The sequence below is a fragment of the Nocardioides aromaticivorans genome (assembly GCF_013408525.1).
Classification (GTDB): Bacteria; Actinomycetota; Actinomycetes; order Propionibacteriales; family Nocardioidaceae; genus Nocardioides; species Nocardioides aromaticivorans.
This window is the reverse complement of record NZ_JACBZM010000001.1, coordinates 4,589,080-4,602,110: the sequence shown is the minus strand read 5'-3', so window position 1 is coordinate 4,602,110 and position 13,031 is coordinate 4,589,080. Positions and strand designations below refer to the sequence as shown.

Here is a 13,031-nt window from a genome sequence, read left to right as displayed (position 1 = left end):
GCAGGATTCAGGTCATGCGCGCCACGACGATCCACGCCGCCGGAGACATCCGCGTCGAAGAGGTCCCGGACCCGGTCATCAAGAAGCCCACCGACGCGATCGTCAAGGTCACGGCCGGCTGCATCTGCGGCTCCGACCTGTGGCCCTACCGCGGCGAGAACCCGATCCGCTCGGGCGCCACCATCGGCCACGAGTGCATCGGGATCGTCGAGGAGGTCGGCAGCGAGGTCCGCGACTTCAAGGCCGGCGACTACGTCGTCGTACCGTTCTGCCACTGCGACAACACGTGCGCGAACTGCCAGGCCGGCGCCCAGTCGGCGTGCGTCAACCTCGGCATGACGGCCAGCGGCCAGGCGGAGTACGCCCGGGTCAACCAGGCCGACGGAAGCCTCGTCGCGACCGGCGGTACGCCGCCCGACGACCTGCTGGCCTCGGTCCTGGCGCTCACCGACGTGATGCCGACCGGCTGGCACGCGGCCGTGTGCGCAGGCGTGCGCAAGGGCGGGACCGCGGTGGTGGTCGGTGACGGCGCGGTCGGCCTCTGCGGCGTCCTCGCGGCCTCCGTGATGGGCGCGGAGAAGATCATCGCGATGTCGCGCCACGAGCCCCGGCAGGAGATCGCCCGCGCGTTCGGCGCCACCCACGTGGTCGCGGCGCGCGGCGAGGACGGCATCGCCGAGGTCCGGGAGATCACCGACGACATCGGTGTCGACGCGGCCCTCGAGTGCGTCGGCACCGACGAGGCGATGAAGACCGCGATCGGCGTGACCCGCCCCGGCGGCGGCGTCGGTTTCGTCGGCGTCCCGCACGGCGTCGAGCTGCCGATCCGGACCCTCTTCGAGCGCAACATCGGCCTGCGCGGCGGCATCGCCCCGGTCCGGCGCTACCTCCCCGAGCTCCTCGCGCTCGTCCAGGACCGCACCATCGACCCGGGGAAGGTCTTCGACCTGACCCTGCCGCTGGAGGAGGCTCCGGAGGGCTACCGGGCGATGGACGAGCGGCGCGCGATCAAGGTCATGCTGCAGCCCTGACCCGCGGGCAAATCGGGATGCGCCCTGTCGGCGGCGGGCCCTAGGTTCTGCGACATGACCCGCCTCGACGACGCGACCTACCTCGACCACATCCGCACGGAGTCCGCCCGGTTCGCCGCCGTGCTGGCCGACTTCGCCCCGGACGCGAGAGTGCCGTCGTGCCCCGAGTGGGACGCCTCCGACCTGCTGTGGCACCTCGGCGAGGTGCAGCACTGGTGGCACCACGTCGTCACCACCCGACCGGCGCCGCCGGAGAGCTACGTCGAGCCCGAGCGGCCGGCCTCCTGGGCCGGGCTGCGGTCCTTCTTCGACGAGTGGCACGACCGCTTCCTCACGGAGCTCGCCGCCGCCGACCCGGCCGAGGCGGCCTGGTCCTGGTCGAGCAACCCCGGCCACCACAACATCGCCTTCACCTACCGCCGCCAGGCGCACGAGGCCCTCATCCACCGCCTCGACGCGGAGCTCGCGGCCGGCACGACCAGCCCGCTCCCGGCCGACCTGGCCACCGACGGCGTCGACGAGGTGCTCGACGTGATGTACGGCGGCCTGCCGGAGTGGGGTCGCTTCGACGGCGAGCCGCTGTACGTCGAGTACCGCACCAGCGACACCGGGCGCTCGGTGTGGGCGCAGCTCGGCACCTTCTCGGGCACGGCGCCCGACGGCACCGTCCGCACCGGGGAGCCCGACCAGCACGTCGTCCCGGCCCCGTCGGTCGCGGCGGACGTCGTGGTCACCGGTACCGCCGACCGGCTCGACGGCTGGCTCTGGCACAGGTTCGACGCCACCGGGATCACGATCGACGGCGACCCGGAGGTGTGGGCGCGGGCGGCCGAGGTGCTGGGGCAGGCGATCGAGTAGGGCGGAGCGGGTCGAAGGCCTGCGGTTTGGTCCCAAACCGCAGGAATTCGGGCTGGAAGGTCAACCGGTGTAAGCAACGGTCATGCTGCTGCCGGGTTTGACAGCAGTGCGTCAACCGCGCAGCTGGGCCTTCCGGCCGTTCTTGCCCGCGAACCACACGACGCCGAAGAGCGCCCCGATGAGGCCGAGGAAGAACACGACGGCGGCGATCAGGACCAGGAGCGTGACGGTACCCATGGGTAACATCCTGACATGACGTGCGTCACTTTTCACGCACCGTGCGCGTCGCGGATCAGCACTCGATCACGTTGACGGCGAGGCCGCCCCGCGATGTCTCCTTGTACTTGGTGTGCATGTCGCGTCCGGTGTCGCGCATGGTCTTGATCGCCCGGTCGAGGGACACGGTGTGCCGGCCGGTGCCGGCCAGGGCGAGGCGGGCCGCGTTGATCGCCTTCACCGACGCGATCGCGTTGCGCTCGATGCAGGGGATCTGGACCAGGCCCCCGACGGGGTCGCAGGTGAGGCCGAGGTTGTGCTCGATGCCGATCTCGGCCGCGTTCTCGACCTGCTCGGGCGTCCCGCCCAGGACCTCGCAGAAGGCGCCTGCGGCCATCGAGCAGGCGGAGCCGACCTCGCCCTGGCAGCCGACCTCGGCGCCCGAGATGGAGGCGTTCTCCTTGAAGAGGACGCCGATCGCGCCGGCCGTGAGCAGGAAGCGGACGACGCCGTCGGCATCGGCGCCGGGGACGAAGCGGTCGTAGTAGTGCAGCACGGCCGGGATGATCCCGGCGGCGCCGTTGGTGGGCGCGGTGACCATCCGCCCGCCCGCGGCGTTCTCCTCGTTGACGGCGAGCGCGAACAGGTTGACCCAGTCCATCGCCCGCAGCGGGTCGTCCGCGCCGCCCTCCGTCGTCAGCCGGGCGTGGAGGGCGGGCGCCCGCCGGGGAACCTTGAGCCCGCCGGGCAGCACGCCCTCGTGGGCGCAGCCGTTGCGGACGCAGGCCTCCATGACCGACCAGATCTCCAGCAGGCCCGCGCGGACCTCGTCCTCGGAGCGCCAGGCCAGCTCGTTGGCCAGCATCACGTCACTGACCCGCAGGCCGGTCCGCTCGCAGATGGCGAGCAGCTCGGCCGCGCTGGAGAACGGGTACGCCACCGGCGTGGCGTCAGCGACCACCCGGTCGGCCCCGACCGCCGCCTCGTCCACGACGAACCCGCCACCGACCGAGTAGTAGACCCGGTCGCGCAGCAGGGCGCCGTCGGCGTCGTACGCCTCGAAGCGCATGCCGTTGGGATGGCCGGGGAGCGACTTGCGGCGGTGCAGGACGAGGTCGTCGGGGCCGAAGGCGACCTCGCGCTGCCCGGCGAGCCGCAGCCGACCGGCCTCCCGGATCGCGGCGACGCGGGCGTCGTACGTCGCGATGTCGACGGTGGCCGGCTCCTCACCCTCGAGGCCGAGGACCACCGCCTTCTCGGAGCCGTGCCCGTGTCCGGTCGCGCCCAGGGACCCGAACAGCTCGGCGCGGACCCGGGCGACCTGGTCCAGGCACCCGTCGGCGACGAGGCCGTCGGCGAACAGCTTCGCCGCGCGCATCGGGCCCACCGTGTGCGACGAGGAGGGCCCGATGCCCACGGAGTAGAGGTCGAAGACGCTGAGGGCCACGTCTCCAACCTAGACCTTGTCTGACAATCCCGCCTGTGGCCGGACGGCTGGTCAGCCCAGGGGCATGTACGACTTCACGGTGTCCGCCAGCCGGATGACCGGGTTCCGCTTGCCCGGAGCCGCCTCACCGAGCTGCGGCCAGGGGGCGAAGACCCGTTCGACGTCGCCGATCACGGGCTCGAGCTCGGGGTAGTGGCGCAGGATGACGTCCTTCATCGACGTCTCGTTCACCCAGTCCAGGCCGACCTGCGTGTAGATCTCCGGGCGGTAGTCGTCGGTGAAGAAGCGGTCGCTCTTGAGCCGGCGCGAGGCCATCAGGATGAAGATCCGGAAGGCCGTGTCGGAGAACCCGAAGCCCTTCGGCGGCTTCTCGGCCTGCATGCCGATCTGGAGGTCGACCGCGTCGACGTCGCCCTTGTAGATCTCGGCGAGCTCCTTGGCCCATGCCTTGTCGGGCGTGATGTCGTCGAAGGACTTGCGCCGCGGCATCCGCAGCACCTCGCGGAAGTCGTTGTAGCGCGGGATGCCGCGCTCCCGGTCGCGCACGATGTCGAGCGTCGCGAGGTCGGTGACCTGGCCGTCGACGCGGGTCAGCTTGCGCAGCGCGTTGGGGTAGTTCTTCAGGCAGACCGCGCCGGCCGAGGCGAGCCCGAAGGAGTACCAGAGGTCACCCATCTCCATGCGGTCCATGAAGTCGCGCGTGTAGCGGCCCTGCAGCTCGGTGAACTCGCGGTGCTCGAGGAACTCGCCGGACTCCAACGAGTAGAAGTCCCAGTCGTCGGCGATGAGCGGGTGCATCCGGTAGACCGAGACGAACTCCTCGGTCAGCGAGAACGGCGCGGAGTGGTGGTCGGCGGTCGAGCCGATGATGCCGGACAGCGCCTCGCTGTCGCCGACCCGCCCGATGCGGCTGCGGAAGGTCTCGCCGAGGGCGCCGTACCAGTTGGCGCTCATGCCGATCTGCAGCGCCGGGTGGCGCAGCACGCACGGGGTCCACTCGACCGTGTGGATCTTGGCGATGAGGGCCGACACGACGAGCACTCCCAGCTCGAAGAGGCGCTGGTCGCTGAGGGAGGGGTACGCCTTCTTCAGCGCGTCGCAGACCGCGTTGTGCTCGCGGGAGAACATGGTGTGCAGGAGGCCCACGCCCACCCAGTAGTTCTCGCGCATGCCGGTCAGGTCGATCCCCGGGATGTCGCTCTTGAGCAGGCGGCCGTCGTCGCCGACCTTGATCTTGCCGTCGACGAAGGTGCGCATCTCGTCCTGGCGCTCGCGACCGCTGCCGTAGATCTGCGAGCCGTCCCACCAGTGCGTCTCCTGGTTGGCGAACACCGGCGCCGGGCAGCCGGAGGTGATCTCGCCGCCGTCCATCGGGATGGTGGAGCGGATCCGCATCGGGTTCTCGGGGAAGTCGTCACCGTCGCGCAGCGGGATGTCGATCGTGCGGTCCGGGACGCCGTCGCCGTGGAAGAACCAGTTGTGGTTCTCGAACTGCAGCCATGCCGCCGCCAGGCCGTTGATGATGCCCGCCGGCTTGAAGGTGTCACGGGCCATCAGGCGCTCGCTGATCACGCGCGGGTCGGGGTCGAGCAGTCGCTTGAGGTCGGGAGCGGTCCTCTCGATCGGAGCGTTGCGGCCGAAGCCCGTGCCCTTGGCCCCCATGTGCTTGCAACCGAGGTCGTTCCACGTGCCGTCCGGCGTACGGGCCCGCACCGCCTCCTCGGGCGGCGTCTCCTTCGGGTCCTCCTCGGGCCGCACGCCCTCGCCCTCGAACAGGTTCTTCGAGCGGAGGTCGTCACGCTCGCCGGAGAGGGCCTTGAGCTGGAGGATGAGCGACGGGTTCTGGTGCCACTGGACCATCGGTGCCTGCTTCCTGGGAGTGGGTGGGCGGGATCGGTGGGGGATCAGGGCGAGCGGAGCGCGAAGAAGCCGATGCGCTCGAAGCCTCCGTCGCCGGTCAGCTTCGGCATCTTGAAGAAGATCTTCCCGAGGTAGACGCCGGGCACGAGCTCGACCAGCTCGTCGCGGATGCTGCGGATGACGAGAGCCGGGTTCTGCGGGATGCCGGCGTAGTCGATGACCAGGACGGTGACGTCCGGGTCCTCGACGCCGGGCTCGGCGTAGGTGGAGAAGTCGAAGGCCGAGCGACCGTCGTCGTCGGTCCGCATCGAGTAGAGCGGCCACAGGAGCTTGCCGACCAGGCTGGAGGACTCCGTCATCCGGTTGTCGCCACTGCCCGCCTCGCTGTCGAAGCGCTTTCCGCGCCACGGCATCCACACCGCGGTGAGCGCCTTCACCGCGGTGTCGAGCACGCGGTTCGTGGTGGTCGCGACCAGGATGCCCTCGGTCGCCCCGTCGAGCGCGGTCGGCGTGGTCCCGGCGGCGAACAGGGCGTCCAGCACGGGCTCTGCGGACGCGAGGTCCTCCCGTGAGGTGCCGCGCAGGTCCTCCAGCCAGGCCCACGCCGCCGCGGCTGTCCCCAGCTTCCCGGCGTCGGCACGCAGGTCTGCCAGACGCGCCACGGCGTCCACGCCGTCCTGTACTGCGTCCGTCATCGAAACCCCCCAGTCACCGATGGACCTGCGTGCCGGGCGCCGGCCCCCGGTCGGGGCGGCCCCGGCGCTCAGTGTGACGAGCGCCACGCGGCCGCGTCTATGTGTCCGGCCACACTGATCCGACCCCAAGACGGTGGTGACACACATCACATGTGCGCCTCGACGGCGCTACTGTCTGCTCCATGCGCGTGGACGAGCTGGGCAGCGTCGCGGCCCTCGGCCAGGCGCTGCTGGACCGGGCCGAGGACCTCGGCGAGGCGCTCGCGGACGCCGTGCTCGCGCAGGTCCCCTTCTACGACGCGTCGCCGACGGTCGCCGCCACCGACCTGCGGCAGAGCTCGGTCGAGCACCTCCGCTTCGTGTTCAGCGCGCTGACCTCCGAGCAGGAGCTCGACCTCGCCGCGGCCGAGGAGACCGGCCGGCAACGGGCCGAGGCCGGGGTGCCCCTGCCGGCCCTGCTGGCGGCGTACCGGGTCGGCTTCCGGCACATCTGGGAGCACGTCGTCGCCGAGGGACGCGGGAGCGGCGTCGACACCGAGACGCTGCTCGCCGCGACCGAGCACGCCGTCGCCGCGCACGACGCCTTCGCCCACGCCGCGTCGGCCGCACATGCCGAGGTCGTGGCCGGCCAGCTGGTGCGCCACCAAGAGCGCCGTGCCGCGATGGTCGACGCACTGCTGGGCGGAAGGATCGCCGAGCGGTCCGCCGTGTGGGAGCTCGCCGGGATGCTCGGCCTCGGTGTCGCCGGCCCCTACGTCGCCGTGGCGGTCGCGGTGCCGACGCTCGGCCAGCCGGCGCTGGAGCGGCTCGAGGAGGACCTGCGCGCCCGCGACCTGCCCTCGGTCTGGCTGCTGCGCCCGGACCGCCAGCTCGGCGTGGTGGAGGTACGACGCCCCGAGCAGCTGAGCGCGCTGGTCACGCGGCTCCGCCAGCTCGCGACCACCCCGACGGGCATCAGCTCCTCGTTCGAGGACCTCGCCGACGCCCGTGACGCGGTCCGGCTCGCCGAGTCGGCCATGGAGAGCGCCCGGACCGGTGCCGGCCAGCTCGTGCGGGTCTTCGAGGACTCGCCCCTGGCCCTCGCCGCCACCGGCTCGCCCGAGCTGCTGCAGCGAGTGGCGCGGACCGTGTTCGCCCGCCTCGACGAGCAGCGTCCGGGCGACCGCGAGCTGATGCTCGACACCCTGGCGGCCTGGCTCGACGCCGGCGGCTCGACCTCCCATGCGGCGGAGGCCCTCTTCCTGCACCCGAACACGGTGCGCCAGCGGCTCAAGCGGCTCGAGGAGCTGACCGGTCGCTCGATGACGGACCCGCGCCAGGTCGCCGAGCTGTGCCTGGCGCTGGAGGTACGACGGCGCTGGAGCGCCGAGCGGACCGCGACCGACCAACCGATGAGGAACAACACCGTGGGGGACCGGGATGGGCAAGGCTGAGGACTTTCCGCACGCGTCGGTGATCGAGGGCGTGCGCTTCACGGCGCAGGTCGGCGTCCCGAACGTGATCCAGGGGCTGTTCAAGAAGCGCGAGCTGCCGACGAAGGTGGCGGGCGTCGCCCGCGCCGACCTGTTCGCGTTCACGCTGGTCCAGGGGCTGGTGCGCAAGTACGGCCCCGGCCCGTTCTGGGTCCGGGTCGCCACCGACGAGGCCCTGCTGCTCAGCGACCCTGCCGACATCGAGTTCGTGCTCGGTGGCTCGCCCGACCCGTTCGCCTCCGACCCGCCGGCCAAGAAGGCCGGGATGAGCGCCTTCCAGCCCGACGCGCTGACGCTGTCGCGCGGCGACCTGTGGCGCAACCGACGCGACTTCGCCGAGGCCGTGCTGCAGACCGGGAGGCCGCTGCACTCGCTGGCGCTGCGGATGGTCAAGGTCGCCGCCCAGGAGGCTGCGGGCCTCACCGGCGAGATCGGGTACGACGACCTCAACGCCGCCTTCCAGCGGCTGACCCGCCGCGTCGTCCTCGGTGACGCGGCTGCCGACGACACGGCGCTGACCGACCTGCTCGGCGACCTCATGGCGGCCGGCAACAAGACGCCCGGCAAGCCCGCCAAGGGGTACGACGACCTGGTGGCCCGGCTGGCGTCGTACGTCGACGCGGGGGAGAAGGGCTCGCTGGTCTCGCTCGTCGCGCAGGCCCCGCACGACGACGCCACCGCGGTGGCGGGCCAGCTCGTGCACTGGCTGTTCGCGATGGGCGACACGCTGCCGGCCAACCTGGTCCGGGCCCTGGCGGTCATCGGCAGCCACCCCGAGGTGCGCACCGAGGTCTACGCCGAGCTCGAGGGCAAGGTCCTCACCCGGGCCAAGGAGGTCGCCTCCCTCGACTACCTCGGCGGCGTGATCCTCGAGGCCATGCGGCTGTGGCCGACGACGCCGCTCTTCGGCCGGGTCACGACGCGCGAGGTGGCCTTCCCGGACGGCCGGGTGCTGCCGGAGGGCAGCCAGGTGCTGATCCACAACCTGCACAACCACCGCGACCGCGACCGGGTCCCCTTCGCCGACCGCTGTGCCCCGGGGGAGTGGGCCAGAGGCGACGCCGCGTCGTCGTGGTCGTTCAACTTCTTCAGCCACGGCCCGCAGGGCTGTCCGGGCGCGGGCATGTCGGTCTTCCTCGGCCAGGCCTTCCTGGCGGCGCTGCTGTCGCGGGCGACACCGGAGCTGGTGTCGCCCTCCCTCAACCCGTCGAAGCCGCTGCCCTACGGGCTCGACCTGTTCGCGGTGCGGATCGGGCTCACGTCCTGACCCCGTCGTTCCTCCCACGGGAGGACGACAACAGGTCTCCGGGCACGACACCATCGGCGCCATGAGCGAACTGAGCGGACGCACCTTCCTCGTCACGGGAGCCAACACCGGGATCGGGAAGGAGACCGTGCGCGACCTCGCCGGACGGGGCGCGCGGGTCGTCATCGCCGGCCGGTCGGAGGAGAAGAACCGGGCGGCGATCCGTGAGATCGCCGACCAGACCGGCAACACGGACCTCGACTGGATCCCGCTCGACCTGGGCGACCTCGCGTCGGTGCGGCAGGCCGCGGAGACCTTCCTCGCGTCGGGGGAGCCGCTCCACGTGCTGATCAACAACGCGGGCCTCGCGGGGAAGCGCGGGATGACCCCGAGCGGCTTCGAGCTGGCCTTCGGCACCAACCACGTCGGCACCTTCCTGCTCACCGAGCTGCTGCGCGACCACATCGTCGCCAGCGGCCCCGGCCGGATCGTCAACGTCGCGAGCACCGGCCACTACCGCGCGAAGGGCATCGACTGGGACGCCGTGCGCAGGCCGTCGGTCACCCGGACCGCCTTCGACGAGTACTGCGTCTCCAAGCTGGCCAACGTGCTGCACGCCCGCGAGCTGGGTCGCCGGCTGGAGGGGACCGGCGTGACGACGTACTCGCTGCACCCGGGGGCGATCGCCTCCGACGTGTGGCGGGAGGTGCCGCCGGGGCTGCGGCACGTGATGAAGCTGTTCATGAAGGACACCACGCAGGGAGCGCAGACCTCGTTGTACTGCGCCACCTCGCCCGATGTCGCCGGCGAGACCGGGCTCTACTACGACGATCGCAGGATCAAGCAGCCGTCGCGGGTCGTCACCGACGAGCTCGCCGCCGAGCTGTGGGAGCGCAGCGAGGCCTGGGTCGCCGAGGTCGCCCAGCCCTGACGCCGGTCGACCCACTCCAGGTAGCCGCTGCCGGTCAGCTCGCGCCCGCGCCACGTCGTGCGGTGCGCGTACGCCGACACGTACCCGGTCCCGTGCCCGTACCGGTACGGGGCGTCGACCTCCGCGTCCAGCCGGAGCAGCTCCTCGCCGCGGTCGCGCACGGTCCACCGCATCCGGTGCGGCACCGGCATCGGGTGGCCGGCCGGGTCGACCTGCGGCTCGTCGGCCCACTCGACGACGTCGAAGGCCACGTCGTCGTACACCTCGGCGCGGCCGTCGCGGGTGCGCACGTGGGCGAGCCGACACGCCGTGGCCCCGAGTGCGCTGACGTCGGTGAGGAGCAGCTGGGTGTCGGCGTCAAGGTCGACGACCTGGTAGGTGAAGAAGTCGACCGGCAGCTTCGCCCAGGCGGGCAGCGGGCGGCGCACCAGCGACTGCGGTGACAGGCAGCGGGCGTACTCGACGGTGCCGAGCCCGCCCAGCTCGTGGCGACCGTCCGCGTCGGTCAGCGTGCCCGTGTAGGGGGCCAGCAGGCTGACGTGGTCGTAGGGCGCCGAACGGATGAACCACGACGCCGCGGTCGTGGTGGTCAGCTCGATGTCGACGTCGAAGCCCAGGTAGCGGCCGCTCACGCGGACGAGCGGCAGGTCCACCTCGAGGGCGAGGTGCTCGCCCCACCGCAGCGGCCCGCTGTCGGGGAAGTCGCACTCGGCGAGGTCGTAGCCGGCATGGTGGTGCTGGTCGGCGTGGGCGGTGGCCGACAGCAGCATCGCGGTGTCGCGTGCGTCGGCTGCGGCGATCCGGTCGTCGTCGAAGCAGGTGCTGCCCGTCGCGCCGATCAGCGTCATCGTGTTGAGGAAGCGGTACGGCGCCGGCAGGTCCGGCAGGAAGACCCCGAAGTGCGTCCACGCCCATCGGCGCGAGCGGGCGTGCGGGACGAACAGGTCGTCGCGGTCGAACGGCTCGGTCGACGCGCGGAGCCGGCTGTCGAGCAGGCCCAGCGCCGGCACCAGGACCGGGGCAGCGAGACGGAGCGGGTTCACACGACCACCCCCGGGTTGAGCACGCCGGCCGGGTCGAGCGCCGACTTCGCGGCACGCAGGGCGGCGGCGAACGGCGCGGGCCGCTGGTCGTCGTACCACGGGCGGTGGTCGCGACCGACCGCGTGGTGGTGCGTGATGGTGCCGCCGTGCGTGCTGATCGCGTCGGAGACCGCGGCCTTGATCTCGTCCCACTGCACGAGGGTGCTGCCCCAGCGGCCGGCCGCGTAGATCCCGTAGTAGGGCGCCGGGCCGTCGGGGTAGACGTGGGTGAACCGGCAGGTCACCACACCGAGGCCGCCGCACACCTTCGCGATCGCCTGCTGCGCGGCGGCCGTCACCGCCGCGTGGAAGCGCGGGAAGGCGTCCCACGTGCAGGCGGTCTCGAAGGTCTCCACAAGCATCGAGCGACGGGCCAGCGCGTCGCGCTGGTAGGGCATCCGGATGAAGGCCGAGCGCCACGCCTGAGACGCGTCGGGCGCGTCCGGAGCCGCCCGCTCCGATCCGTCGCGGTCGCGGCTGGCCAGCACCGTGCCGCCGTGGTCGCGCACCAGTTCGAGCGCCAGGTCGAGCCAGGCGTCGACCGGGTGGTCGGCGGACTCGAAGGCGACCAGCAGCAACCCGCCGGAGGTGGTGGTGCCGGCATTGATCAGCGCCTCGGCGGGGTCGAGCAGGCGGCAGTTCGAGGGGTGCAGCCCGGACTGGGCGAGGGCGCGGGTCGCGGCGACCGCGTCGTCGTACGACGTGAAGCCGACGGTGACCGTGCGCTGCCACACTGGGCGCTGCTGGAGCCGCATCCAGGCCTCGGTGATCACGCCGAGGGCGCCCTCGGAGCCGAGGAACATCCGGTCCGGCGAGGGCCCCGCGCCGGACCCGGGGAGCCGTCGGGACTCGCCGGTGCCGGCCGGAGAGACCACGCGCAGCGCCTCGGTGAGGTCGTCGATGTGCGTGGCCAGGGTGGCGAAGTGGCCGCCAGCACGGGTGGCCAGCCACCCGCCGAGCGTGGAGAACTCGAAGGACTGGGGGAAGTGGCGCAGGGTCAGCCCGTGCGGGCGCAGCTGGTCCTCGAGAGCCGGCCCCAGGACGCCGGCCTGGACCCGCGCGGCGCGGCTGACCGGGTCCACCTCGAGCACCCGGTCCAGCAGGCCGAGGTCGAGGGTGACGGCGGGGCCGTCGAAGCGCGGCTCTACCCCGCCGACGACGGAGCTGCCGCCGCCGTACGGGACCACCGGCGTTCCGGAGGTGGTGCACCAGTCGAGCACGTCCTCCACGTCCTGCTCGGTGCGCGGGCGGACGACGAGGTCGGGCACGTGGGCGACGTCGCCGTGGAGGTTGCGGACGACGTCGCGGAACGCCTTGCCGCGGGCGTGTCCGAGCCGGTCGACCACGTCGTCGGACCCGAGGCCGGCGAGCGCCGGCGGCAGCGCCACCCGGGGCGCGGCGACCTCGAGTGACCGCGGGTCCGGGGGCTCGTGGTCGCTCAGGTCGTGGCCGGGCAGCAGCGCCGACACGCGGCCGACCAGGGCGTCGGTCTCGGCCGCGTCGAGCGCGGCCGCGGTGTGCCCCCAGCCCCACCAGGATCGAGCGGTCATCGGGTCTTCCCTTCGTCGGGGACGGGTGTGCGGGACAGGGCGGTGAGGGCACGGCGGCCGCGCTCGGTCATCTCGGCCGGACTGCGGTCGGGGTGGCGCAACCACCAGGCGACCAGCGCCGACACGGCGCTCATCCACAGGGCGGTCAGGATCGCGAGGTCGTCGGCGTCGGCGGCCTCGTCGAGGGCCGCGAGCGTGCCGACGCCGGCCCGGGCCTGCCCGGCGATCCGCAGCCGGGCGGCGCGCGCGGTGGCGTGGCCGGCGGAGCCCGCCGGCAACGTGCGGTCGTTGAGGACGTTCCAGTCGTGCGGACGGCTCTCGAGGGCGGTGAAGATCGCGGAGAGGGTGCCCTCGGCGAGCGCGAGCGGGGGACCTCCGCCCGCCAGTGCGACGTCGATCCGGTCGGTAATCCCGGCGCCCGCCCGGGCGGCGCAGGCGGCGAACAACGCGTCCTTGGAGCCGAAGTAGCCGAGCACGAGCTGCTTCGAGACGCCGGCGCCGGAGGCGATCGCGGAGAGGGACGCGCCGGCGTACCCGAGGGTGCCGAACTCGGTCGTCGCCGCGTCGAGGATGAGCTCCTCACGTTCCGCGCGGGGGATCCGCATGCCACCTCCTCAGTGTTGACCGATCGGTAATTTACCGA

The 13,031-nt window shown here is 72.4% G+C and carries 12 protein-coding genes; 5 read left to right on the top strand and 7 right to left on the bottom strand.

Translation table 11 applies throughout. From position 1 onward, the window contains the following. Positions 1-14: 14 nt before the first annotated feature. Together BJ993_RS22065 and BJ993_RS22060 are read left to right on the top strand one after the other, a co-directional pair. The gene (locus BJ993_RS22065) at positions 15-1,031 is read left to right on the top strand and encodes a zinc-dependent alcohol dehydrogenase family protein (RefSeq protein WP_179651257.1); all 1,017 of its coding nucleotides are present in this window, start codon (positions 15-17) and stop codon (positions 1,029-1,031) included. A 54-nt stretch (positions 1,032-1,085) separates the two neighbouring features. Beyond that, positions 1,086-1,889, top strand: coding sequence for a maleylpyruvate isomerase family mycothiol-dependent enzyme (locus BJ993_RS22060; RefSeq protein ID WP_179651255.1), 804 nt, complete (start codon positions 1,086-1,088; stop codon positions 1,887-1,889). 111 nt (positions 1,890-2,000) lie between these two features. Here BJ993_RS22060 and BJ993_RS26175 read toward each other — a convergent pair whose 3' ends face one another. From BJ993_RS26175 to BJ993_RS22045, 4 genes are read right to left on the bottom strand one after another with little or no spacing between them, the layout of a single operon-like run. Further along, positions 2,001-2,126: a hypothetical protein gene (locus BJ993_RS26175; protein WP_257026957.1), complete on the bottom strand. Its 126-nt coding sequence runs from the start codon at positions 2,124-2,126 to the stop codon at positions 2,001-2,003. Between the two features lie 55 nt (positions 2,127-2,181). Then, positions 2,182-3,552 carry an L-serine ammonia-lyase gene (locus BJ993_RS22055; protein WP_179651253.1) on the bottom strand — a complete coding sequence of 457 codons (1,371 nt, stop codon included), beginning with the start codon at positions 3,550-3,552 and terminating at the stop codon, positions 2,182-2,184. A gap of 51 nt (positions 3,553-3,603) precedes the next feature. After that, entirely contained in the window at positions 3,604-5,412 is a 1,809-nt protein-coding gene (locus BJ993_RS22050; RefSeq protein WP_179651251.1) for a peroxidase family protein, read from the bottom strand. A 44-nt stretch (positions 5,413-5,456) separates the two neighbouring features. Further along, positions 5,457-6,107 (bottom strand): hypothetical protein, encoded by a 651-nt coding sequence (locus tag BJ993_RS22045; protein ID WP_179651250.1) that lies wholly within the window; start codon positions 6,105-6,107, stop codon positions 5,457-5,459. A 182-nt stretch (positions 6,108-6,289) separates the two neighbouring features. Between BJ993_RS22045 and BJ993_RS22040 the strand changes: the two genes are divergently transcribed. From BJ993_RS22040 to BJ993_RS22030, 3 genes are all read left to right on the top strand, one after another. After that, positions 6,290-7,540, top strand: a complete 1,251-nt coding sequence (locus BJ993_RS22040; RefSeq protein WP_179651249.1) for an RsbRD N-terminal domain-containing protein — start codon at positions 6,290-6,292, stop codon at positions 7,538-7,540. Further along, complete coding sequence (locus BJ993_RS22035; protein ID WP_179651248.1) at positions 7,527-8,846, top strand: cytochrome P450; 1,320 nt, start codon at positions 7,527-7,529, stop codon at positions 8,844-8,846. The genes BJ993_RS22040 and BJ993_RS22035 overlap by 14 nt, the downstream gene beginning before the upstream one ends. Positions 8,847-8,907: 61 nt before the next feature. Then, positions 8,908-9,756 carry an SDR family oxidoreductase gene (locus tag BJ993_RS22030; RefSeq protein WP_179651247.1) on the top strand — a complete coding sequence of 283 codons (849 nt, stop codon included), beginning with the start codon at positions 8,908-8,910 and terminating at the stop codon, positions 9,754-9,756. Here the strand turns inward: BJ993_RS22030 and BJ993_RS22025 are convergent. From BJ993_RS22025 to BJ993_RS22015, 3 genes are read right to left on the bottom strand one after another with little or no spacing between them, the layout of a single operon-like run. Then, positions 9,648-10,799: a DUF6670 family protein gene (locus BJ993_RS22025; protein ID WP_218864771.1), complete on the bottom strand. Its 1,152-nt coding sequence runs from the start codon at positions 10,797-10,799 to the stop codon at positions 9,648-9,650. The two genes, BJ993_RS22030 and BJ993_RS22025, sit on opposite strands and share 109 nt — an antisense overlap. Further along, positions 10,796-12,388, bottom strand: coding sequence for an FAD-binding oxidoreductase (locus BJ993_RS22020; protein ID WP_179651246.1), 1,593 nt, complete (start codon positions 12,386-12,388; stop codon positions 10,796-10,798). Before BJ993_RS22020 ends, BJ993_RS22025 begins: the two co-directional genes overlap by 4 nt. Then, positions 12,385-12,993, bottom strand: coding sequence for a TetR/AcrR family transcriptional regulator (locus BJ993_RS22015; RefSeq protein ID WP_179651245.1), 609 nt, complete (start codon positions 12,991-12,993; stop codon positions 12,385-12,387). Before BJ993_RS22015 ends, BJ993_RS22020 begins: the two co-directional genes overlap by 4 nt. Positions 12,994-13,031: the final 38 nt, after the last annotated feature.

What these genes read in the sequence shown, in the direction of transcription:
- BJ993_RS22035 (WP_179651248.1), top strand. Translation starts at nt 7,527, where the DNA reads ATGGGCAAGGCTGAGGACTTTCCGCACGCGTCGGTGATCGAGGGCGTG.
- BJ993_RS26175 (WP_257026957.1), bottom strand. Translation starts at nt 2,126, where the DNA reads ATGGGTACCGTCACGCTCCTGGTCCTGATCGCCGCCGTCGTGTTCTTC.
- BJ993_RS22065 (WP_179651257.1), top strand. Translation starts at nt 15, where the DNA reads ATGCGCGCCACGACGATCCACGCCGCCGGAGACATCCGCGTCGAAGAG.
- BJ993_RS22045 (WP_179651250.1), bottom strand. Translation starts at nt 6,107, where the DNA reads ATGACGGACGCAGTACAGGACGGCGTGGACGCCGTGGCGCGTCTGGCA.
- BJ993_RS22040 (WP_179651249.1), top strand. Translation starts at nt 6,290, where the DNA reads ATGCGCGTGGACGAGCTGGGCAGCGTCGCGGCCCTCGGCCAGGCGCTG.
- BJ993_RS22020 (WP_179651246.1), bottom strand. Translation starts at nt 12,388, where the DNA reads ATGACCGCTCGATCCTGGTGGGGCTGGGGGCACACCGCGGCCGCGCTC.
- BJ993_RS22030 (WP_179651247.1), top strand. Translation starts at nt 8,908, where the DNA reads ATGAGCGAACTGAGCGGACGCACCTTCCTCGTCACGGGAGCCAACACC.
- BJ993_RS22015 (WP_179651245.1), bottom strand. Translation starts at nt 12,993, where the DNA reads ATGCGGATCCCCCGCGCGGAACGTGAGGAGCTCATCCTCGACGCGGCG.
- BJ993_RS22050 (WP_179651251.1), bottom strand. Translation starts at nt 5,412, where the DNA reads ATGGTCCAGTGGCACCAGAACCCGTCGCTCATCCTCCAGCTCAAGGCC.
- BJ993_RS22060 (WP_179651255.1), top strand. Translation starts at nt 1,086, where the DNA reads ATGACCCGCCTCGACGACGCGACCTACCTCGACCACATCCGCACGGAG.